Consider the following 15,211-nt stretch of genomic DNA (forward strand, 5'->3'; position numbering starts at 1 on the left):
GAAAACGGCTTAGTTATAATGGTGAAGCTCATAAACTCAGTTTATATGACAGTTTTTATGACATTGTTACAAAAAAATATCAAAAAAAGCCAAAAAACCTGTTGACAGTGTAGATGAAGTTTAGTATACTAAGTAAGCTGTTGTTTGAGGCAGCAAACATTTCAAAAGGCTTTGAAAAAAAGTTCAAAAAACTTCTTGACAAAGTTCATTAGAAATGCTAAACTAATATAGCTGTTGTTCGAGAGAGCGACGGAAACAAGTTTGAAACAAAGTTGAAAAAACTTGAAAAAAGTGTTGACAACGAGTTTCAAATTTGATAGAATATAGAAGTTGTCTCGGATGAGACAAAGACCTTTGAAAACTGAACAATACGAACCAAACGTGCGGGTTACGGAAGTAACCTGTCAAAAACGATAAATCTGTCAGTGACAGAATGAGAACAAGATTAAATGAGAGTTTGATCCTGGCTCAGGACGAACGCTGGCGGCGTGCCTAATACATGCAAGTAGAACGCTGAAGACTTTAGCTTGCTAAAGTTGGAAGAGTTGCGAACGGGTGAGTAACGCGTAGGTAACCTGCCTACTAGCGGGGGATAACTATTGGAAACGATAGCTAATACCGCATAACAGCATTTAACCCATGTTAGATGCTTGAAAGGAGCAATTGCTTCACTAGTAGATGGACCTGCGTTGTATTAGCTAGTTGGTGAGGTAACGGCTCACCAAGGCGACGATACATAGCCGACCTGAGAGGGTGATCGGCCACACTGGGACTGAGACACGGCCCAGACTCCTACGGGAGGCAGCAGTAGGGAATCTTCGGCAATGGGGGCAACCCTGACCGAGCAACGCCGCGTGAGTGAAGAAGGTTTTCGGATCGTAAAGCTCTGTTGTAAGAGAAGAACGTGTGTGAGAGTGGAAAGTTCACACAGTGACGGTAACTTACCAGAAAGGGACGGCTAACTACGTGCCAGCAGCCGCGGTAATACGTAGGTCCCGAGCGTTGTCCGGATTTATTGGGCGTAAAGCGAGCGCAGGCGGTTTAATAAGTCTGAAGTTAAAGGCAGTGGCTTAACCATTGTTCGCTTTGGAAACTGTTAGACTTGAGTGCAGAAGGGGAGAGTGGAATTCCATGTGTAGCGGTGAAATGCGTAGATATATGGAGGAACACCGGTGGCGAAAGCGGCTCTCTGGTCTGTAACTGACGCTGAGGCTCGAAAGCGTGGGGAGCAAACAGGATTAGATACCCTGGTAGTCCACGCCGTAAACGATGAGTGCTAGGTGTTAGGCCCTTTCCGGGGCTTAGTGCCGCAGCTAACGCATTAAGCACTCCGCCTGGGGAGTACGACCGCAAGGTTGAAACTCAAAGGAATTGACGGGGGCCCGCACAAGCGGTGGAGCATGTGGTTTAATTCGAAGCAACGCGAAGAACCTTACCAGGTCTTGACATCCCGATGCTATTCCTAGAGATAGGAAGTTTCTTCGGAACATCGGTGACAGGTGGTGCATGGTTGTCGTCAGCTCGTGTCGTGAGATGTTGGGTTAAGTCCCGCAACGAGCGCAACCCCTATTGTTAGTTGCCATCATTAAGTTGGGCACTCTAGCGAGACTGCCGGTAATAAACCGGAGGAAGGTGGGGATGACGTCAAATCATCATGCCCCTTATGACCTGGGCTACACACGTGCTACAATGGTTGGTACAACGAGTCGCGAGTCGGTGACGGCAAGCAAATCTCTTAAAGCCAATCTCAGTTCGGATTGTAGGCTGCAACTCGCCTACATGAAGTCGGAATCGCTAGTAATCGCGGATCAGCACGCCGCGGTGAATACGTTCCCGGGCCTTGTACACACCGCCCGTCACACCACGAGAGTTTGTAACACCCGAAGTCGGTGAGGTAACCTTTTAGGAGCCAGCCGCCTAAGGTGGGATAGATGATTGGGGTGAAGTCGTAACAAGGTAGCCGTATCGGAAGGTGCGGCTGGATCACCTCCTTTCTAAGGATAAACGGAAGCACGTTTGGAGTATTGTTTAGTTTTGAGAGGTCTTGTGGGGCCTTAGCTCAGCTGGGAGAGCGCCTGCTTTGCACGCAGGAGGTCAGCGGTTCGATCCCGCTAGGCTCCATTGAATCGAAAGATTCAAAAGATTGTCCATTGAAAATTGAATATCTATATCAAATTCCACGATTCAAGAAATTGAATTGTAGATAGTAACAAGAAATAAACCGAAACGCTGTGATTTAATGAGTTTAAGGTCAACAGACCAAAATAAGGTTAAGTTAATAAGGGCGCACGGTGGATGCCTTGGCACTAGAAGCCGATGAAGGACGTGACTAACGACGAAATGCTTTGGGGAGTTGTAAGTAAACATTGATCCAGAGATGTCCGAATGGGGGAACCCGGCATGTAATGCATGTCACTCATTACTGTTAAGGTAATGAAGAGGAAGACGCAGTGAACTGAAACATCTAAGTAGCTGCAGGAAGAGAAAGCAAACGCGATTGCCTTAGTAGCGGCGAGCGAAATGGTAAGAGGGCAAACCGATGTGTTTACACATCGGGGTTGTAGGACTGCGACGTGGGACGACAAGATTATAGAAGAATTACCTGGGAAGGTAAGCCAAAGAGAGTAACAGCCTCGTATTCGAAATAGTCTTTAACCCTAGCAGTATCCTGAGTACGGCGAGACACGAGAAATCTCGTCGGAATCTGGGAGGACCATCTCCTAACCCTAAATACTCTCTAGTGACCGATAGTGAACCAGTACCGTGAGGGAAAGGTGAAAAGCACCCCGGGAGGGGAGTGAAATAGAACCTGAAACCGTGTGCCTACAACAAGTTCGAGCCCGTTAATGGGTGAGAGCGTGCCTTTTGTAGAATGAACCGGCGAGTTACGATATGATGCGAGGTTAAGTTGAAGAGACGGAGCCGTAGGGAAACCGAGTCTTAATAGGGCGCATTAGTATCATGTCGTAGACCCGAAACCATGTGACCTACCCATGAGCAGGGTGAAGGTGAGGTAAAACTCACTGGAGGCCCGAACCAGGGCACGTTGAAAAGTGCTTGGATGACTTGTGGGTAGCGGAGAAATTCCAAACGAACTTGGAGATAGCTGGTTCTCTCCGAAATAGCTTTAGGGCTAGCGTCGATGTTAAGTCTCTTGGAGGTAGAGCACTGTTTGATTGAGGGGTCCATCCCGGATTACCAATATCAGATAAACTCCGAATGCCAATGAGATATAATCGGCAGTCAGACTGCGAGTGCTAAGATCCGTAGTCGAAAGGGAAACAGCCCAGACCACCAGCTAAGGTCCCAAAATATATGTTAAGTGGAAAAGGATGTGGGGTTGCACAGACAACTAGGATGTTAGCTTAGAAGCAGCTATTCATTCAAAGAGTGCGTAATAGCTCACTAGTCGAGTGACCCTGCGCCGAAAATGTACCGGGGCTAAAACATATTACCGAAGCTGTGGATACCTTTTAGGTATGGTAGGAGAGCGTTCTATGTGTGAAGAAGGTGTACCGTGAGGAGCGCTGGAACGCATAGAAGTGAGAATGCCGGTATGAGTAGCGAAAGACAGGTGAGAATCCTGTCCACCGTATGACTAAGGTTTCCAGGGGAAGGCTCGTCCTCCCTGGGTTAGTCGGGACCTAAGGAGAGACCGAAAGGTGTATCCGATGGACAACAGGTTGATATTCCTGTACTAGAGTATATAGTGATGGAGGGACGCAGTAGGCTAACTAAAGCGTGCGATTGGAAGTGCACGTCTAAGCAGTGAGGTGTGATATGAGTCAAATGCTTATATCTATAACATTGAGCTGTGATGGGGAGCGAAGTTAAGTAGCGAAGTTAGTGATGTCACACTGCCAAGAAAAGCTTCTAGCGTTAATTATACTCTACCCGTACCGCAAACCGACACAGGTAGTCGAGGCGAGTAGCCTCAGGTGAGCGAGAGAACTCTCGTTAAGGAACTCGGCAAAATGGCCCCGTAACTTCGGGAGAAGGGGCGCTGGCTTTAAGTCAGCCGCAGTGAATAGGCCCAAGCAACTGTTTATCAAAAACACAGCTCTCTGCTAAATCGTAAGATGATGTATAGGGGGTGACGCCTGCCCGGTGCTGGAAGGTTAAGAGGAGCGCTTAGCATTAGCGAAGGTGTGAATTGAAGCCCCAGTAAACGGCGGCCGTAACTATAACGGTCCTAAGGTAGCGAAATTCCTTGTCGGGTAAGTTCCGACCCGCACGAAAGGCGTAATGATTTGGGCACTGTCTCAACGAGAGACTCGGTGAAATTTTAGTACCTGTGAAGATGCAGGTTACCCGCGACAGGACGGAAAGACCCCATGGAGCTTTACTGCAGTTTGATATTGAGTATCTGTACCACATGTACAGGATAGGTAGGAGCCTATGAAATCGGGACGCTAGTTTCGGTGGAGGCGTTGTTGGGATACTACCCTTGTGTTATGGCTACTCTAACCTAGATAGGTTATCCCTATCGGAGACAGTGTCTGACGGGCAGTTTGACTGGGGCGGTCGCCTCCTAAAAGGTAACGGAGGCGCCCAAAGGTTCCCTCAGAATGGTTGGAAATCATTCGCAGAGTGTAAAGGTATAAGGGAGCTTGACTGCGAGAGCTACAACTCGAGCAGGGACGAAAGTCGGGCTTAGTGATCCGGTGGTTCCGCATGGAAGGGCCATCGCTCAACGGATAAAAGCTACCCTGGGGATAACAGGCTTATCTCCCCCAAGAGTTCACATCGACGGGGAGGTTTGGCACCTCGATGTCGGCTCGTCGCATCCTGGGGCTGTAGTCGGTCCCAAGGGTTGGGCTGTTCGCCCATTAAAGCGGCACGCGAGCTGGGTTCAGAACGTCGTGAGACAGTTCGGTCCCTATCCGTCGCGGGCGTAGGAAATTTGAGAGGATCTGCTCCTAGTACGAGAGGACCAGAGTGGACTTACCGCTGGTGTACCAGTTGTCTTGCCAAAGGCATCGCTGGGTAGCTATGTAGGGAAGGGATAAACGCTGAAAGCATCTAAGTGTGAAGCCCACCTCAAGATGAGATTTCCCATGATTTTATATCAGTAAGAGCCCTGAGAGATGATCAGGTAGATAGGTTAGAAGTGTAAGTGTGGTGACACATGTAGCGGACTAATACTAATAGCTCGAGGACTTATCCAAAAAAGAAACGAGTCAATATTGACAGCGAGTCGGTTTCTTGTTAGAATATATAGGTATTCAATTTTGATTGGATAATCAATCATAGTTAAGTGACGATAGCCTAGGAGATACACCTGTTCCCATGCCGAACACAGAAGTTAAGCCCTAGCACGCCTGATGTAGTTGGGGGTTGCCCCCTGTTAGATATGGTAGTCGCTTAGCAAAAGGGAGTTTAGCTCAGCTGGGAGAGCATCTGCCTTACAAGCAGAGGGTCAGCGGTTCGATCCCGTTAACTCCCATTATATGCGGGTGTAGTTTAGTGGTAAAACTACAGCCTTCCAAGCTGTTGTCGCGAGTTCGATTCTCGTCACCCGCTTTATTAAAATTTGGCTTACCCAAGTTTTTCTTGGGCGCATAGCTCAGCTGGTTAGAGCGCACGCCTGATAAGCGTGAGGTCGGTGGTTCGAGTCCACTTGTGCCCATTTATTAATATGGTCCGTTGGTCAAGGGGTTAAGACACCGCCTTTTCACGGCGGTAACACGGGTTCGAATCCCGTACGGACTATTATATAATATGGAGGATTACCCAAGTCCGGCTGAAGGGAACGGTCTTGAAAACCGTCAGGCGTGTAAAAGCGTGCGTGGGTTCGAATCCCACATCCTCCTTTAATATTGTTAGCGCGGGATGGAGCAGCTCGGTAGCTCGTCGGGCTCATAACCCGAAGGTCGTAGGTTCAAATCCTGCTCCCGCAATAGATTGGCTCGGTAGCTCAGTTGGTAGAGCAATGGATTGAAGCTCCATGTGTCGGCGGTTCGATTCCGTCTCGCGCCATTAAAATTTAGTATTTTGGAAGGGTAGCGAAGAGGCTAAACGCGGCGGACTGTAAATCCGCTCCTTCGGGTTCGGGGGTTCGAATCCCTCCCCTTCCATATTACGGGCATAGTTTAAAGGTAGAACTAAGGTCTCCAAAACCTTCAGTGTGGGTTCAATTCCTACTGCCCGTGTTAAAGTTATGGCGAATGTGGTGAAGTGGTTAACACACCAGATTGTGGCTCTGGCACGCGTGGGTTCGATTCCCATCATTCGCCTTTATATTATTGGGGTATAGCCAAGCGGTAAGGCAAGGGACTTTGACTCCCTCATGCGTTGGTTCGAATCCAGCTACCCCAGTTACTAGCCGGCGTGGCGGAATTGGCAGACGCGCTGGACTCAAAATCCAGTGTCCGCAAGGACGTGCCGGTTCGACCCCGGCCGCCGGTATAGTATAGTTGAAAGTCCTATTATGTAGGACTTTTTTGCTACCTTTTTATTCTTTTCCCAAAAGATATCTCAAATTATTGGTTAAATTTTATTATTAGCGAGCAAGAAATTGTTTTTTGTTTCAAAATTTTTAAAAAAGTACTTTCTGATTTAATTACTTAAAGAGTGAGGACAGCAATATTTTTTATGCTTAAGTATGTTATTTGATAGTCAGTACCAGTTTACTAACAAGAAAGAAATATTGGATGTGTTTAGTAAGATGACCATTTTTGTTGATATTAGTGTTTTTTTCAATTTACCTATTGACAGGAGACAGGATAGATGATAAATTAATATAGTTGCTAATCGAGAGGTCTACTTTGAGCGAGGCCTAGAACATCAACATAAAAAACTTGAAAAAAGATGTTGACAAAAACAATTGGCAATGCTAAACTAATATAGCTGTTGTTCGAGAGAGCGACGGAAACAAGTTTGAAACAAAGTTGAAAAAACTTGAAAAAAGTGTTGACAACGAGTTTCAAATTTGATAGAATATAGAAGTTGTCTCGGATGAGACAAAGACCTTTGAAAACTGAACAATACGAACCAAACGTGCGGGTTACGGAAGTAACCTGTCAAAAACGATAAATCTGTCAGTGACAGAATGAGAACAAGATTAAATGAGAGTTTGATCCTGGCTCAGGACGAACGCTGGCGGCGTGCCTAATACATGCAAGTAGAACGCTGAAGACTTTAGCTTGCTAAAGTTGGAAGAGTTGCGAACGGGTGAGTAACGCGTAGGTAACCTGCCTACTAGCGGGGGATAACTATTGGAAACGATAGCTAATACCGCATAACAGCATTTAACCCATGTTAGATGCTTGAAAGGAGCAATTGCTTCACTAGTAGATGGACCTGCGTTGTATTAGCTAGTTGGTGAGGTAACGGCTCACCAAGGCGACGATACATAGCCGACCTGAGAGGGTGATCGGCCACACTGGGACTGAGACACGGCCCAGACTCCTACGGGAGGCAGCAGTAGGGAATCTTCGGCAATGGGGGCAACCCTGACCGAGCAACGCCGCGTGAGTGAAGAAGGTTTTCGGATCGTAAAGCTCTGTTGTAAGAGAAGAACGTGTGTGAGAGTGGAAAGTTCACACAGTGACGGTAACTTACCAGAAAGGGACGGCTAACTACGTGCCAGCAGCCGCGGTAATACGTAGGTCCCGAGCGTTGTCCGGATTTATTGGGCGTAAAGCGAGCGCAGGCGGTTTAATAAGTCTGAAGTTAAAGGCAGTGGCTTAACCATTGTTCGCTTTGGAAACTGTTAGACTTGAGTGCAGAAGGGGAGAGTGGAATTCCATGTGTAGCGGTGAAATGCGTAGATATATGGAGGAACACCGGTGGCGAAAGCGGCTCTCTGGTCTGTAACTGACGCTGAGGCTCGAAAGCGTGGGGAGCAAACAGGATTAGATACCCTGGTAGTCCACGCCGTAAACGATGAGTGCTAGGTGTTAGGCCCTTTCCGGGGCTTAGTGCCGCAGCTAACGCATTAAGCACTCCGCCTGGGGAGTACGACCGCAAGGTTGAAACTCAAAGGAATTGACGGGGGCCCGCACAAGCGGTGGAGCATGTGGTTTAATTCGAAGCAACGCGAAGAACCTTACCAGGTCTTGACATCCCGATGCTATTCCTAGAGATAGGAAGTTTCTTCGGAACATCGGTGACAGGTGGTGCATGGTTGTCGTCAGCTCGTGTCGTGAGATGTTGGGTTAAGTCCCGCAACGAGCGCAACCCCTATTGTTAGTTGCCATCATTAAGTTGGGCACTCTAGCGAGACTGCCGGTAATAAACCGGAGGAAGGTGGGGATGACGTCAAATCATCATGCCCCTTATGACCTGGGCTACACACGTGCTACAATGGTTGGTACAACGAGTCGCGAGTCGGTGACGGCAAGCAAATCTCTTAAAGCCAATCTCAGTTCGGATTGTAGGCTGCAACTCGCCTACATGAAGTCGGAATCGCTAGTAATCGCGGATCAGCACGCCGCGGTGAATACGTTCCCGGGCCTTGTACACACCGCCCGTCACACCACGAGAGTTTGTAACACCCGAAGTCGGTGAGGTAACCTTTTAGGAGCCAGCCGCCTAAGGTGGGATAGATGATTGGGGTGAAGTCGTAACAAGGTAGCCGTATCGGAAGGTGCGGCTGGATCACCTCCTTTCTAAGGATAAACGGAAGCACGTTTGGAGTATTGTTTAGTTTTGAGAGGTCTTGTGGGGCCTTAGCTCAGCTGGGAGAGCGCCTGCTTTGCACGCAGGAGGTCAGCGGTTCGATCCCGCTAGGCTCCATTGAATCGAAAGATTCAAAAGATTGTCCATTGAAAATTGAATATCTATATCAAATTCCACGATTCAAGAAATTGAATTGTAGATAGTAACAAGAAATAAACCGAAACGCTGTGATTTAATGAGTTTAAGGTCAACAGACCAAAATAAGGTTAAGTTAATAAGGGCGCACGGTGGATGCCTTGGCACTAGAAGCCGATGAAGGACGTGACTAACGACGAAATGCTTTGGGGAGTTGTAAGTAAACATTGATCCAGAGATGTCCGAATGGGGGAACCCGGCATGTAATGCATGTCACTCATTACTGTTAAGGTAATGAAGAGGAAGACGCAGTGAACTGAAACATCTAAGTAGCTGCAGGAAGAGAAAGCAAACGCGATTGCCTTAGTAGCGGCGAGCGAAATGGTAAGAGGGCAAACCGATGTGTTTACACATCGGGGTTGTAGGACTGCGACGTGGGACGACAAGATTATAGAAGAATTACCTGGGAAGGTAAGCCAAAGAGAGTAACAGCCTCGTATTCGAAATAGTCTTTAACCCTAGCAGTATCCTGAGTACGGCGAGACACGAGAAATCTCGTCGGAATCTGGGAGGACCATCTCCTAACCCTAAATACTCTCTAGTGACCGATAGTGAACCAGTACCGTGAGGGAAAGGTGAAAAGCACCCCGGGAGGGGAGTGAAATAGAACCTGAAACCGTGTGCCTACAACAAGTTCGAGCCCGTTAATGGGTGAGAGCGTGCCTTTTGTAGAATGAACCGGCGAGTTACGATATGATGCGAGGTTAAGTTGAAGAGACGGAGCCGTAGGGAAACCGAGTCTTAATAGGGCGCATTAGTATCATGTCGTAGACCCGAAACCATGTGACCTACCCATGAGCAGGGTGAAGGTGAGGTAAAACTCACTGGAGGCCCGAACCAGGGCACGTTGAAAAGTGCTTGGATGACTTGTGGGTAGCGGAGAAATTCCAAACGAACTTGGAGATAGCTGGTTCTCTCCGAAATAGCTTTAGGGCTAGCGTCGATGTTAAGTCTCTTGGAGGTAGAGCACTGTTTGATTGAGGGGTCCATCCCGGATTACCAATATCAGATAAACTCCGAATGCCAATGAGATATAATCGGCAGTCAGACTGCGAGTGCTAAGATCCGTAGTCGAAAGGGAAACAGCCCAGACCACCAGCTAAGGTCCCAAAATATATGTTAAGTGGAAAAGGATGTGGGGTTGCACAGACAACTAGGATGTTAGCTTAGAAGCAGCTATTCATTCAAAGAGTGCGTAATAGCTCACTAGTCGAGTGACCCTGCGCCGAAAATGTACCGGGGCTAAAACATATTACCGAAGCTGTGGATACCTTTTAGGTATGGTAGGAGAGCGTTCTATGTGTGAAGAAGGTGTACCGTGAGGAGCGCTGGAACGCATAGAAGTGAGAATGCCGGTATGAGTAGCGAAAGACAGGTGAGAATCCTGTCCACCGTATGACTAAGGTTTCCAGGGGAAGGCTCGTCCTCCCTGGGTTAGTCGGGACCTAAGGAGAGACCGAAAGGTGTATCCGATGGACAACAGGTTGATATTCCTGTACTAGAGTATATAGTGATGGAGGGACGCAGTAGGCTAACTAAAGCGTGCGATTGGAAGTGCACGTCTAAGCAGTGAGGTGTGATATGAGTCAAATGCTTATATCTCTAACATTGAGCTGTGATGGGGAGCGAAGTTAAGTAGCGAAGTTAGTGATGTCACACTGCCAAGAAAAGCTTCTAGCGTTAATTATACTCTACCCGTACCGCAAACCGACACAGGTAGTCGAGGCGAGTAGCCTCAGGTGAGCGAGAGAACTCTCGTTAAGGAACTCGGCAAAATGGCCCCGTAACTTCGGGAGAAGGGGCGCTGGCTTTAAGTCAGCCGCAGTGAATAGGCCCAAGCAACTGTTTATCAAAAACACAGCTCTCTGCTAAATCGTAAGATGATGTATAGGGGGTGACGCCTGCCCGGTGCTGGAAGGTTAAGAGGAGCGCTTAGCATTAGCGAAGGTGTGAATTGAAGCCCCAGTAAACGGCGGCCGTAACTATAACGGTCCTAAGGTAGCGAAATTCCTTGTCGGGTAAGTTCCGACCCGCACGAAAGGCGTAATGATTTGGGCACTGTCTCAACGAGAGACTCGGTGAAATTTTAGTACCTGTGAAGATGCAGGTTACCCGCGACAGGACGGAAAGACCCCATGGAGCTTTACTGCAGTTTGATATTGAGTATCTGTACCACATGTACAGGATAGGTAGGAGCCTATGAAATCGGGACGCTAGTTTCGGTGGAGGCGTTGTTGGGATACTACCCTTGTGTTATGGCTACTCTAACCTAGATAGGTTATCCCTATCGGAGACAGTGTCTGACGGGCAGTTTGACTGGGGCGGTCGCCTCCTAAAAGGTAACGGAGGCGCCCAAAGGTTCCCTCAGAATGGTTGGAAATCATTCGCAGAGTGTAAAGGTATAAGGGAGCTTGACTGCGAGAGCTACAACTCGAGCAGGGACGAAAGTCGGGCTTAGTGATCCGGTGGTTCCGCATGGAAGGGCCATCGCTCAACGGATAAAAGCTACCCTGGGGATAACAGGCTTATCTCCCCCAAGAGTTCACATCGACGGGGAGGTTTGGCACCTCGATGTCGGCTCGTCGCATCCTGGGGCTGTAGTCGGTCCCAAGGGTTGGGCTGTTCGCCCATTAAAGCGGCACGCGAGCTGGGTTCAGAACGTCGTGAGACAGTTCGGTCCCTATCCGTCGCGGGCGTAGGAAATTTGAGAGGATCTGCTCCTAGTACGAGAGGACCAGAGTGGACTTACCGCTGGTGTACCAGTTGTCTTGCCAAAGGCATCGCTGGGTAGCTATGTAGGGAAGGGATAAACGCTGAAAGCATCTAAGTGTGAAGCCCACCTCAAGATGAGATTTCCCATGATTTTATATCAGTAAGAGCCCTGAGAGATGATCAGGTAGATAGGTTAGAAGTGTAAGTGTGGTGACACATGTAGCGGACTAATACTAATAGCTCGAGGACTTATCCAAAAAAGAAACGAGTCAATATTGACAGCGAGTCGGTTTCTTGTTAGAATATATAGGTATTCAATTTTGATTGGATAATCAATCATAGTTAAGTGACGATAGCCTAGGAGATACACCTGTTCCCATGCCGAACACAGAAGTTAAGCCCTAGCACGCCTGATGTAGTTGGGGGTTGCCCCCTGTTAGATATGGTAGTCGCTTAGCATTTATCCGCCATAGCTCAGTTGGTAGTAGCGCATGACTGTTAATCATGATGTCGTAGGTTCGAGTCCTACTGGCGGAGTTTAAAAGCGGTAGACGGAGAGCAACTCAGATGAGTTGCTTTTTTTGTGCATCAATTTGAAAATATAGTATTTTAAAAATAGTTTTCCTGAAAATATGATGTTTTTCATAGAAGGAGACTATTATGGTGTGTTCTTTTCAGAATATTTGTTATAATAGATGTAATATTTTAAAAGGAATGTTTAATGGTTATTATTGAAAAGGCACCTGCTAAGATTAATTTAGGCTTGGATATTGTTGGGAAAAGGCCTGATGGTTATCATGATTTATCAATGGTTATGGTTAGTGTTGATTTGAATGACTATATCACAGTATCTGAGATTTCTGGTTCAGATATTATTGTTGAGTCTAATAATCACAAGATGCCTTTAAATGCTAAAAATGATGTTTTTAAGGCAGCTCAGCTCATTAAGGATAGATATGGCATCAAGTCTGGTGTTAAGATTGAACTGGAGAAAACTATCCCTATCTGTGCTGGTTTGGGCGGCGGGTCAACTGATGCTGCTGCCACTATCAGGGCTTTAAATAAGTTATGGCAACTTAAGTTATCTAAAGAAGAAATGATTGAGATTGGTTTTCAAGTGGGAAGTGATGTGCCTTATTGTTTGGGAGCTGGTTGTGCCTGCATTTCTGGTAAAGGTGAAATTGTTGAGTGTTTAAATACATCTTTGTCTGCTTGGGTTGTTTTGGTTAAGCCTGATTTTGGGGTTTCAACGCGCACGGTTTTTCCTGAGATTGATTGTGAGACGATTTCTCGTGTTGATATTGATTCTTTAAAGGAAGCTGTTTTGGCTAATGATTATGAACAGATTATTGCTCATATGGGGAATTCTTTAGAGGATATTACGATTAAGCGCAAGCCATTTATCCAAAAAATAAAAGATCGTATGATGAAGTGTGGGGCTGATGCTGCTTTAATGACAGGAAGTGGCCCGACAGTTTTTGGTTTGTGTCGTTCAGAGAAAAAGGCAGACCGTTTGGTTAATAGTATGCGAGGCTTCTGTAAAGAAGTTTACAAAGTTCGAATATTGTGATGAAAGGGAATCAGGTAATTGATTCTTTTTTTTCTTTTTGATATAATTAACTGGTTAATGAAGTGAGAGGGGTGTTGATAATGCAGCTAGAAAAACAAATTGATTGTCTAGTAAATGAAATTTTATTAAAAGCCGAAAATCAGCACGAGTTATTATTTGGTGCTTGTCAAAGTGGTGTCGAATTAACCAATACACAAGAACATATTCTGATGCTCTTGTCGCAAGAACGCTTGACTAATTCAGCCTTGGCAAAACGTTTGAATATTAGCCAAGCAGCTGTTACGAAAGCTATTAAGTGTTTGGTCAAAGAGGGAATGCTTGCTCCTGTGAAAAATAAGGATGATGCCCGTGTGACTTATTTTGAATTGACTGAGCTTGCTAAACCTGTCGCAGATGAACATACTCACCACCATCATGCGACATTGTCAGTGTATAAAAAAATGATTGATGATTTTTCAGATGAAGAACAGTCTGTTATTTCAAGATTTTTGACTGCTTTTTCAGATGAGCTAGAAGGGTGTAAATGAGATATATTACTGTAGAAGATCTATCTTTCCAATATGATAGTGAGCCTGTATTGGAAGGAATTAATTACCATTTAGATAGTGGTGAGTTTGTTACTTTAACTGGTGAAAATGGAGCAGCAAAATCAACTTTGGTTAAGGCGACGCTTGGTATTTTGACACCAAAGAGTGGTCAAGTGACAATCTCTAAAATAAATAAAGATGGCAAGAAGCTCCGTATTGCCTATTTGCCACAGCAGATTGCTAGTTTTAATGCTGGTTTTCCATCAACGGTTCATGAATTCGTCCGTTCTGGTCGATATCCTCGAAATGGTTGGTTTCGTCGTTTGACTAAGCATGACGAAGAACACGTTAAGGTTAGTCTAGAATCAGTTGGTATGTGGGAAAATCGTAATAAGCGCATTGGGAGCTTATCTGGGGGTCAAAAACAACGTATTGTAATTGCGCGTATTTTTGCTTCAGATCCTGATATTTTTATTTTAGATGAACCAACAACTGGTATGGATGCTGGAACAACTGAAAGATTTTACGAATTGATGCACCACAGTGCACATACGCATGGAAAATCTGTTTTGATGATTACGCATGATCCAGATGAGGTGAAACGTTATGCTGATCGTAACATTCACTTGGTTCGTAGTCAAAAGACACCTTGGCATTGCTTCGATCTTCATGCTTTAACAAAGAAAGGAGCTAAGAATGCTGACTGAGATTTTTTCATATGATTTTATGCAGCGCGCCATTATGGCAGTAGTTGCGATTAGTATTTTTGCTCCGATTTTGGGAATTTTCCTAATTCTACGTCATCAGAGTTTGATGAGTGATACGCTAAGCCACGTTTCTTTGGCTGGTGTTGCTCTTGGTATTTTACTTGGAAAATCAACAACTTGGTCAACGGTTATTGTGGTGACGATTGCAGCTGTTGTTTTAGAATATTTGCAGACGGTTTATAAACACTATATCGAAATTTCAACGGCAATTCTTATGTCACTAGGGCTAGCAGTAGCCCTAATCGTGACAAGTAAGTCAGAAAACGCTGGAAGTGTGAACTTGGAACAGTATTTATTCGGTTCGATTGTGACGATTAACATGGGGCAGGTCATTGCTTTGTTTGTCATTGCGGTTATTGTCTTGATTTTAACTCTGTTGTTCATCAGACCGATGTATGTTCTAACATTTGATGAGGAAACAGCTTTTGTTGATGGCTTGCCAGTTCGTTTGATGTCATTGTTATTCAATATTGTGACTGGGATTGCAATAGCTTTGACGATTCCGGCAGCAGGAGCTCTGCTGGTGTCAACGATTATGGTTTTACCAGCAAGTATCGCTATGAGGCTTGGGAAAAACTTTAGATCAGTGATTTTCATTGGTGTTTTAGTTGGTTTTATTGGAATGGTAACTGGTATTATCACATCGTATTATTGGGAAACACCAGCAAGCGCAACGATTACAATTATCTTTGTGGCAATTTTCCTTTTGGTGAATTTGTTTAATGTGGTAAGTCGTCGTAATAGTTAAAAAAGAGAGGAAGTTACTCTCTTTTTTTGATGGCATAAAAAAAAACAGATGCTTTAAGCATCTGTTAATG

The 15,211-nt window shown here is 45.8% G+C and carries 4 protein-coding genes, 15 tRNA genes and 6 rRNA genes; all 25 read left to right on the forward strand.

Annotated elements, in window-relative coordinates:
• The first annotated feature begins 445 nt into the window (after nt 1-445).
• The 25 genes from GPZ88_RS04905 (at nt 446) to GPZ88_RS05025 (ending at nt 15,141) form a co-directional block, all read left to right on the forward strand.
• A 16S ribosomal RNA gene (locus GPZ88_RS04905) occupies nt 446-1,994 on the forward strand.
• A 54-nt stretch (nt 1,995-2,048) separates the two neighbouring features.
• Nucleotides 2,049-2,121, forward strand: a tRNA-Ala gene (locus GPZ88_RS04910).
• A 147-nt stretch (nt 2,122-2,268) separates the two neighbouring features.
• Nucleotides 2,269-5,168 (forward strand): 23S ribosomal RNA (locus tag GPZ88_RS04915).
• A gap of 85 nt (nt 5,169-5,253) precedes the next feature.
• Nucleotides 5,254-5,369: ribosomal RNA gene (rrf, locus tag GPZ88_RS04920) — 5S ribosomal RNA — on the forward strand.
• A gap of 4 nt (nt 5,370-5,373) precedes the next feature.
• A tRNA-Val gene (locus GPZ88_RS04925) sits at nt 5,374-5,446 on the forward strand.
• Nucleotides 5,447-5,452: 6 nt separating this feature from the next.
• Nucleotides 5,453-5,523 (forward strand) — tRNA-Gly (locus tag GPZ88_RS04930).
• Between the two features lie 32 nt (nt 5,524-5,555).
• Nucleotides 5,556-5,629, forward strand: a tRNA-Ile gene (locus tag GPZ88_RS04935).
• Between the two features lie 11 nt (nt 5,630-5,640).
• Nucleotides 5,641-5,712: transfer RNA gene (locus tag GPZ88_RS04940), tRNA-Glu, on the forward strand.
• A gap of 11 nt (nt 5,713-5,723) precedes the next feature.
• Nucleotides 5,724-5,813, forward strand: a tRNA-Ser gene (locus GPZ88_RS04945).
• Nucleotides 5,814-5,826: 13 nt separating this feature from the next.
• Nucleotides 5,827-5,900, forward strand: a tRNA-Met gene (locus GPZ88_RS04950).
• 6 nt (nt 5,901-5,906) lie between these two features.
• Nucleotides 5,907-5,979, forward strand: a tRNA-Phe gene (locus GPZ88_RS04955).
• Between the two features lie 17 nt (nt 5,980-5,996).
• Nucleotides 5,997-6,077: transfer RNA gene (locus GPZ88_RS04960), tRNA-Tyr, on the forward strand.
• A 4-nt stretch (nt 6,078-6,081) separates the two neighbouring features.
• Nucleotides 6,082-6,152: transfer RNA gene (locus GPZ88_RS04965), tRNA-Trp, on the forward strand.
• A gap of 11 nt (nt 6,153-6,163) precedes the next feature.
• Nucleotides 6,164-6,236 (forward strand) — tRNA-His (locus GPZ88_RS04970).
• Between the two features lie 10 nt (nt 6,237-6,246).
• Nucleotides 6,247-6,318: transfer RNA gene (locus GPZ88_RS04975), tRNA-Gln, on the forward strand.
• Nucleotides 6,319-6,324: 6 nt separating this feature from the next.
• Nucleotides 6,325-6,408: transfer RNA gene (locus tag GPZ88_RS04980), tRNA-Leu, on the forward strand.
• 655 nt (nt 6,409-7,063) lie between these two features.
• Nucleotides 7,064-8,612 (forward strand): 16S ribosomal RNA (locus GPZ88_RS04985).
• Nucleotides 8,613-8,666: 54 nt separating this feature from the next.
• Nucleotides 8,667-8,739, forward strand: a tRNA-Ala gene (locus GPZ88_RS04990).
• A 147-nt stretch (nt 8,740-8,886) separates the two neighbouring features.
• Nucleotides 8,887-11,786 (forward strand): 23S ribosomal RNA (locus tag GPZ88_RS04995).
• A gap of 85 nt (nt 11,787-11,871) precedes the next feature.
• Nucleotides 11,872-11,987 (forward strand): 5S ribosomal RNA (rrf, locus tag GPZ88_RS05000).
• The 16S, 23S and 5S rRNA genes sit together here with 15 tRNA genes alongside, the layout of an rRNA operon.
• Before the next feature lie 5 nt (nt 11,988-11,992).
• A tRNA-Asn gene (locus tag GPZ88_RS05005) sits at nt 11,993-12,066 on the forward strand.
• A 184-nt stretch (nt 12,067-12,250) separates the two neighbouring features.
• Nucleotides 12,251-13,099 carry a 4-(cytidine 5'-diphospho)-2-C-methyl-D-erythritol kinase gene (gene ispE / locus GPZ88_RS05010; RefSeq protein ID WP_039697348.1) on the forward strand — a complete coding sequence of 283 codons (849 nt, stop codon included), beginning with the start codon at nt 12,251-12,253 and terminating at the stop codon, nt 13,097-13,099.
• An 80-nt stretch (nt 13,100-13,179) separates the two neighbouring features.
• Nucleotides 13,180-13,626 carry a zinc-dependent MarR family transcriptional regulator gene (locus tag GPZ88_RS05015; protein ID WP_039697349.1) on the forward strand — a complete coding sequence of 149 codons (447 nt, stop codon included), beginning with the start codon at nt 13,180-13,182 and terminating at the stop codon, nt 13,624-13,626.
• The gene (locus GPZ88_RS05020) at nt 13,623-14,333 is read left to right on the forward strand and encodes a metal ABC transporter ATP-binding protein (protein WP_074603309.1); all 711 of its coding nucleotides are present in this window, start codon (nt 13,623-13,625) and stop codon (nt 14,331-14,333) included. Before GPZ88_RS05015 ends, GPZ88_RS05020 begins: the two co-directional genes overlap by 4 nt.
• On the forward strand, nt 14,323-15,141 hold the full coding sequence (locus tag GPZ88_RS05025) for a metal ABC transporter permease (RefSeq protein WP_020915966.1): 819 nt from the start codon (nt 14,323-14,325) through the stop codon (nt 15,139-15,141). Before GPZ88_RS05020 ends, GPZ88_RS05025 begins: the two co-directional genes overlap by 11 nt.
• Nucleotides 15,142-15,211 lie beyond the last annotated feature (70 nt).

The organism is Streptococcus ruminicola (assembly GCF_011387195.1).
GTDB classification, from domain to species: Bacteria; Bacillota; Bacilli; order Lactobacillales; family Streptococcaceae; genus Streptococcus; species Streptococcus ruminicola.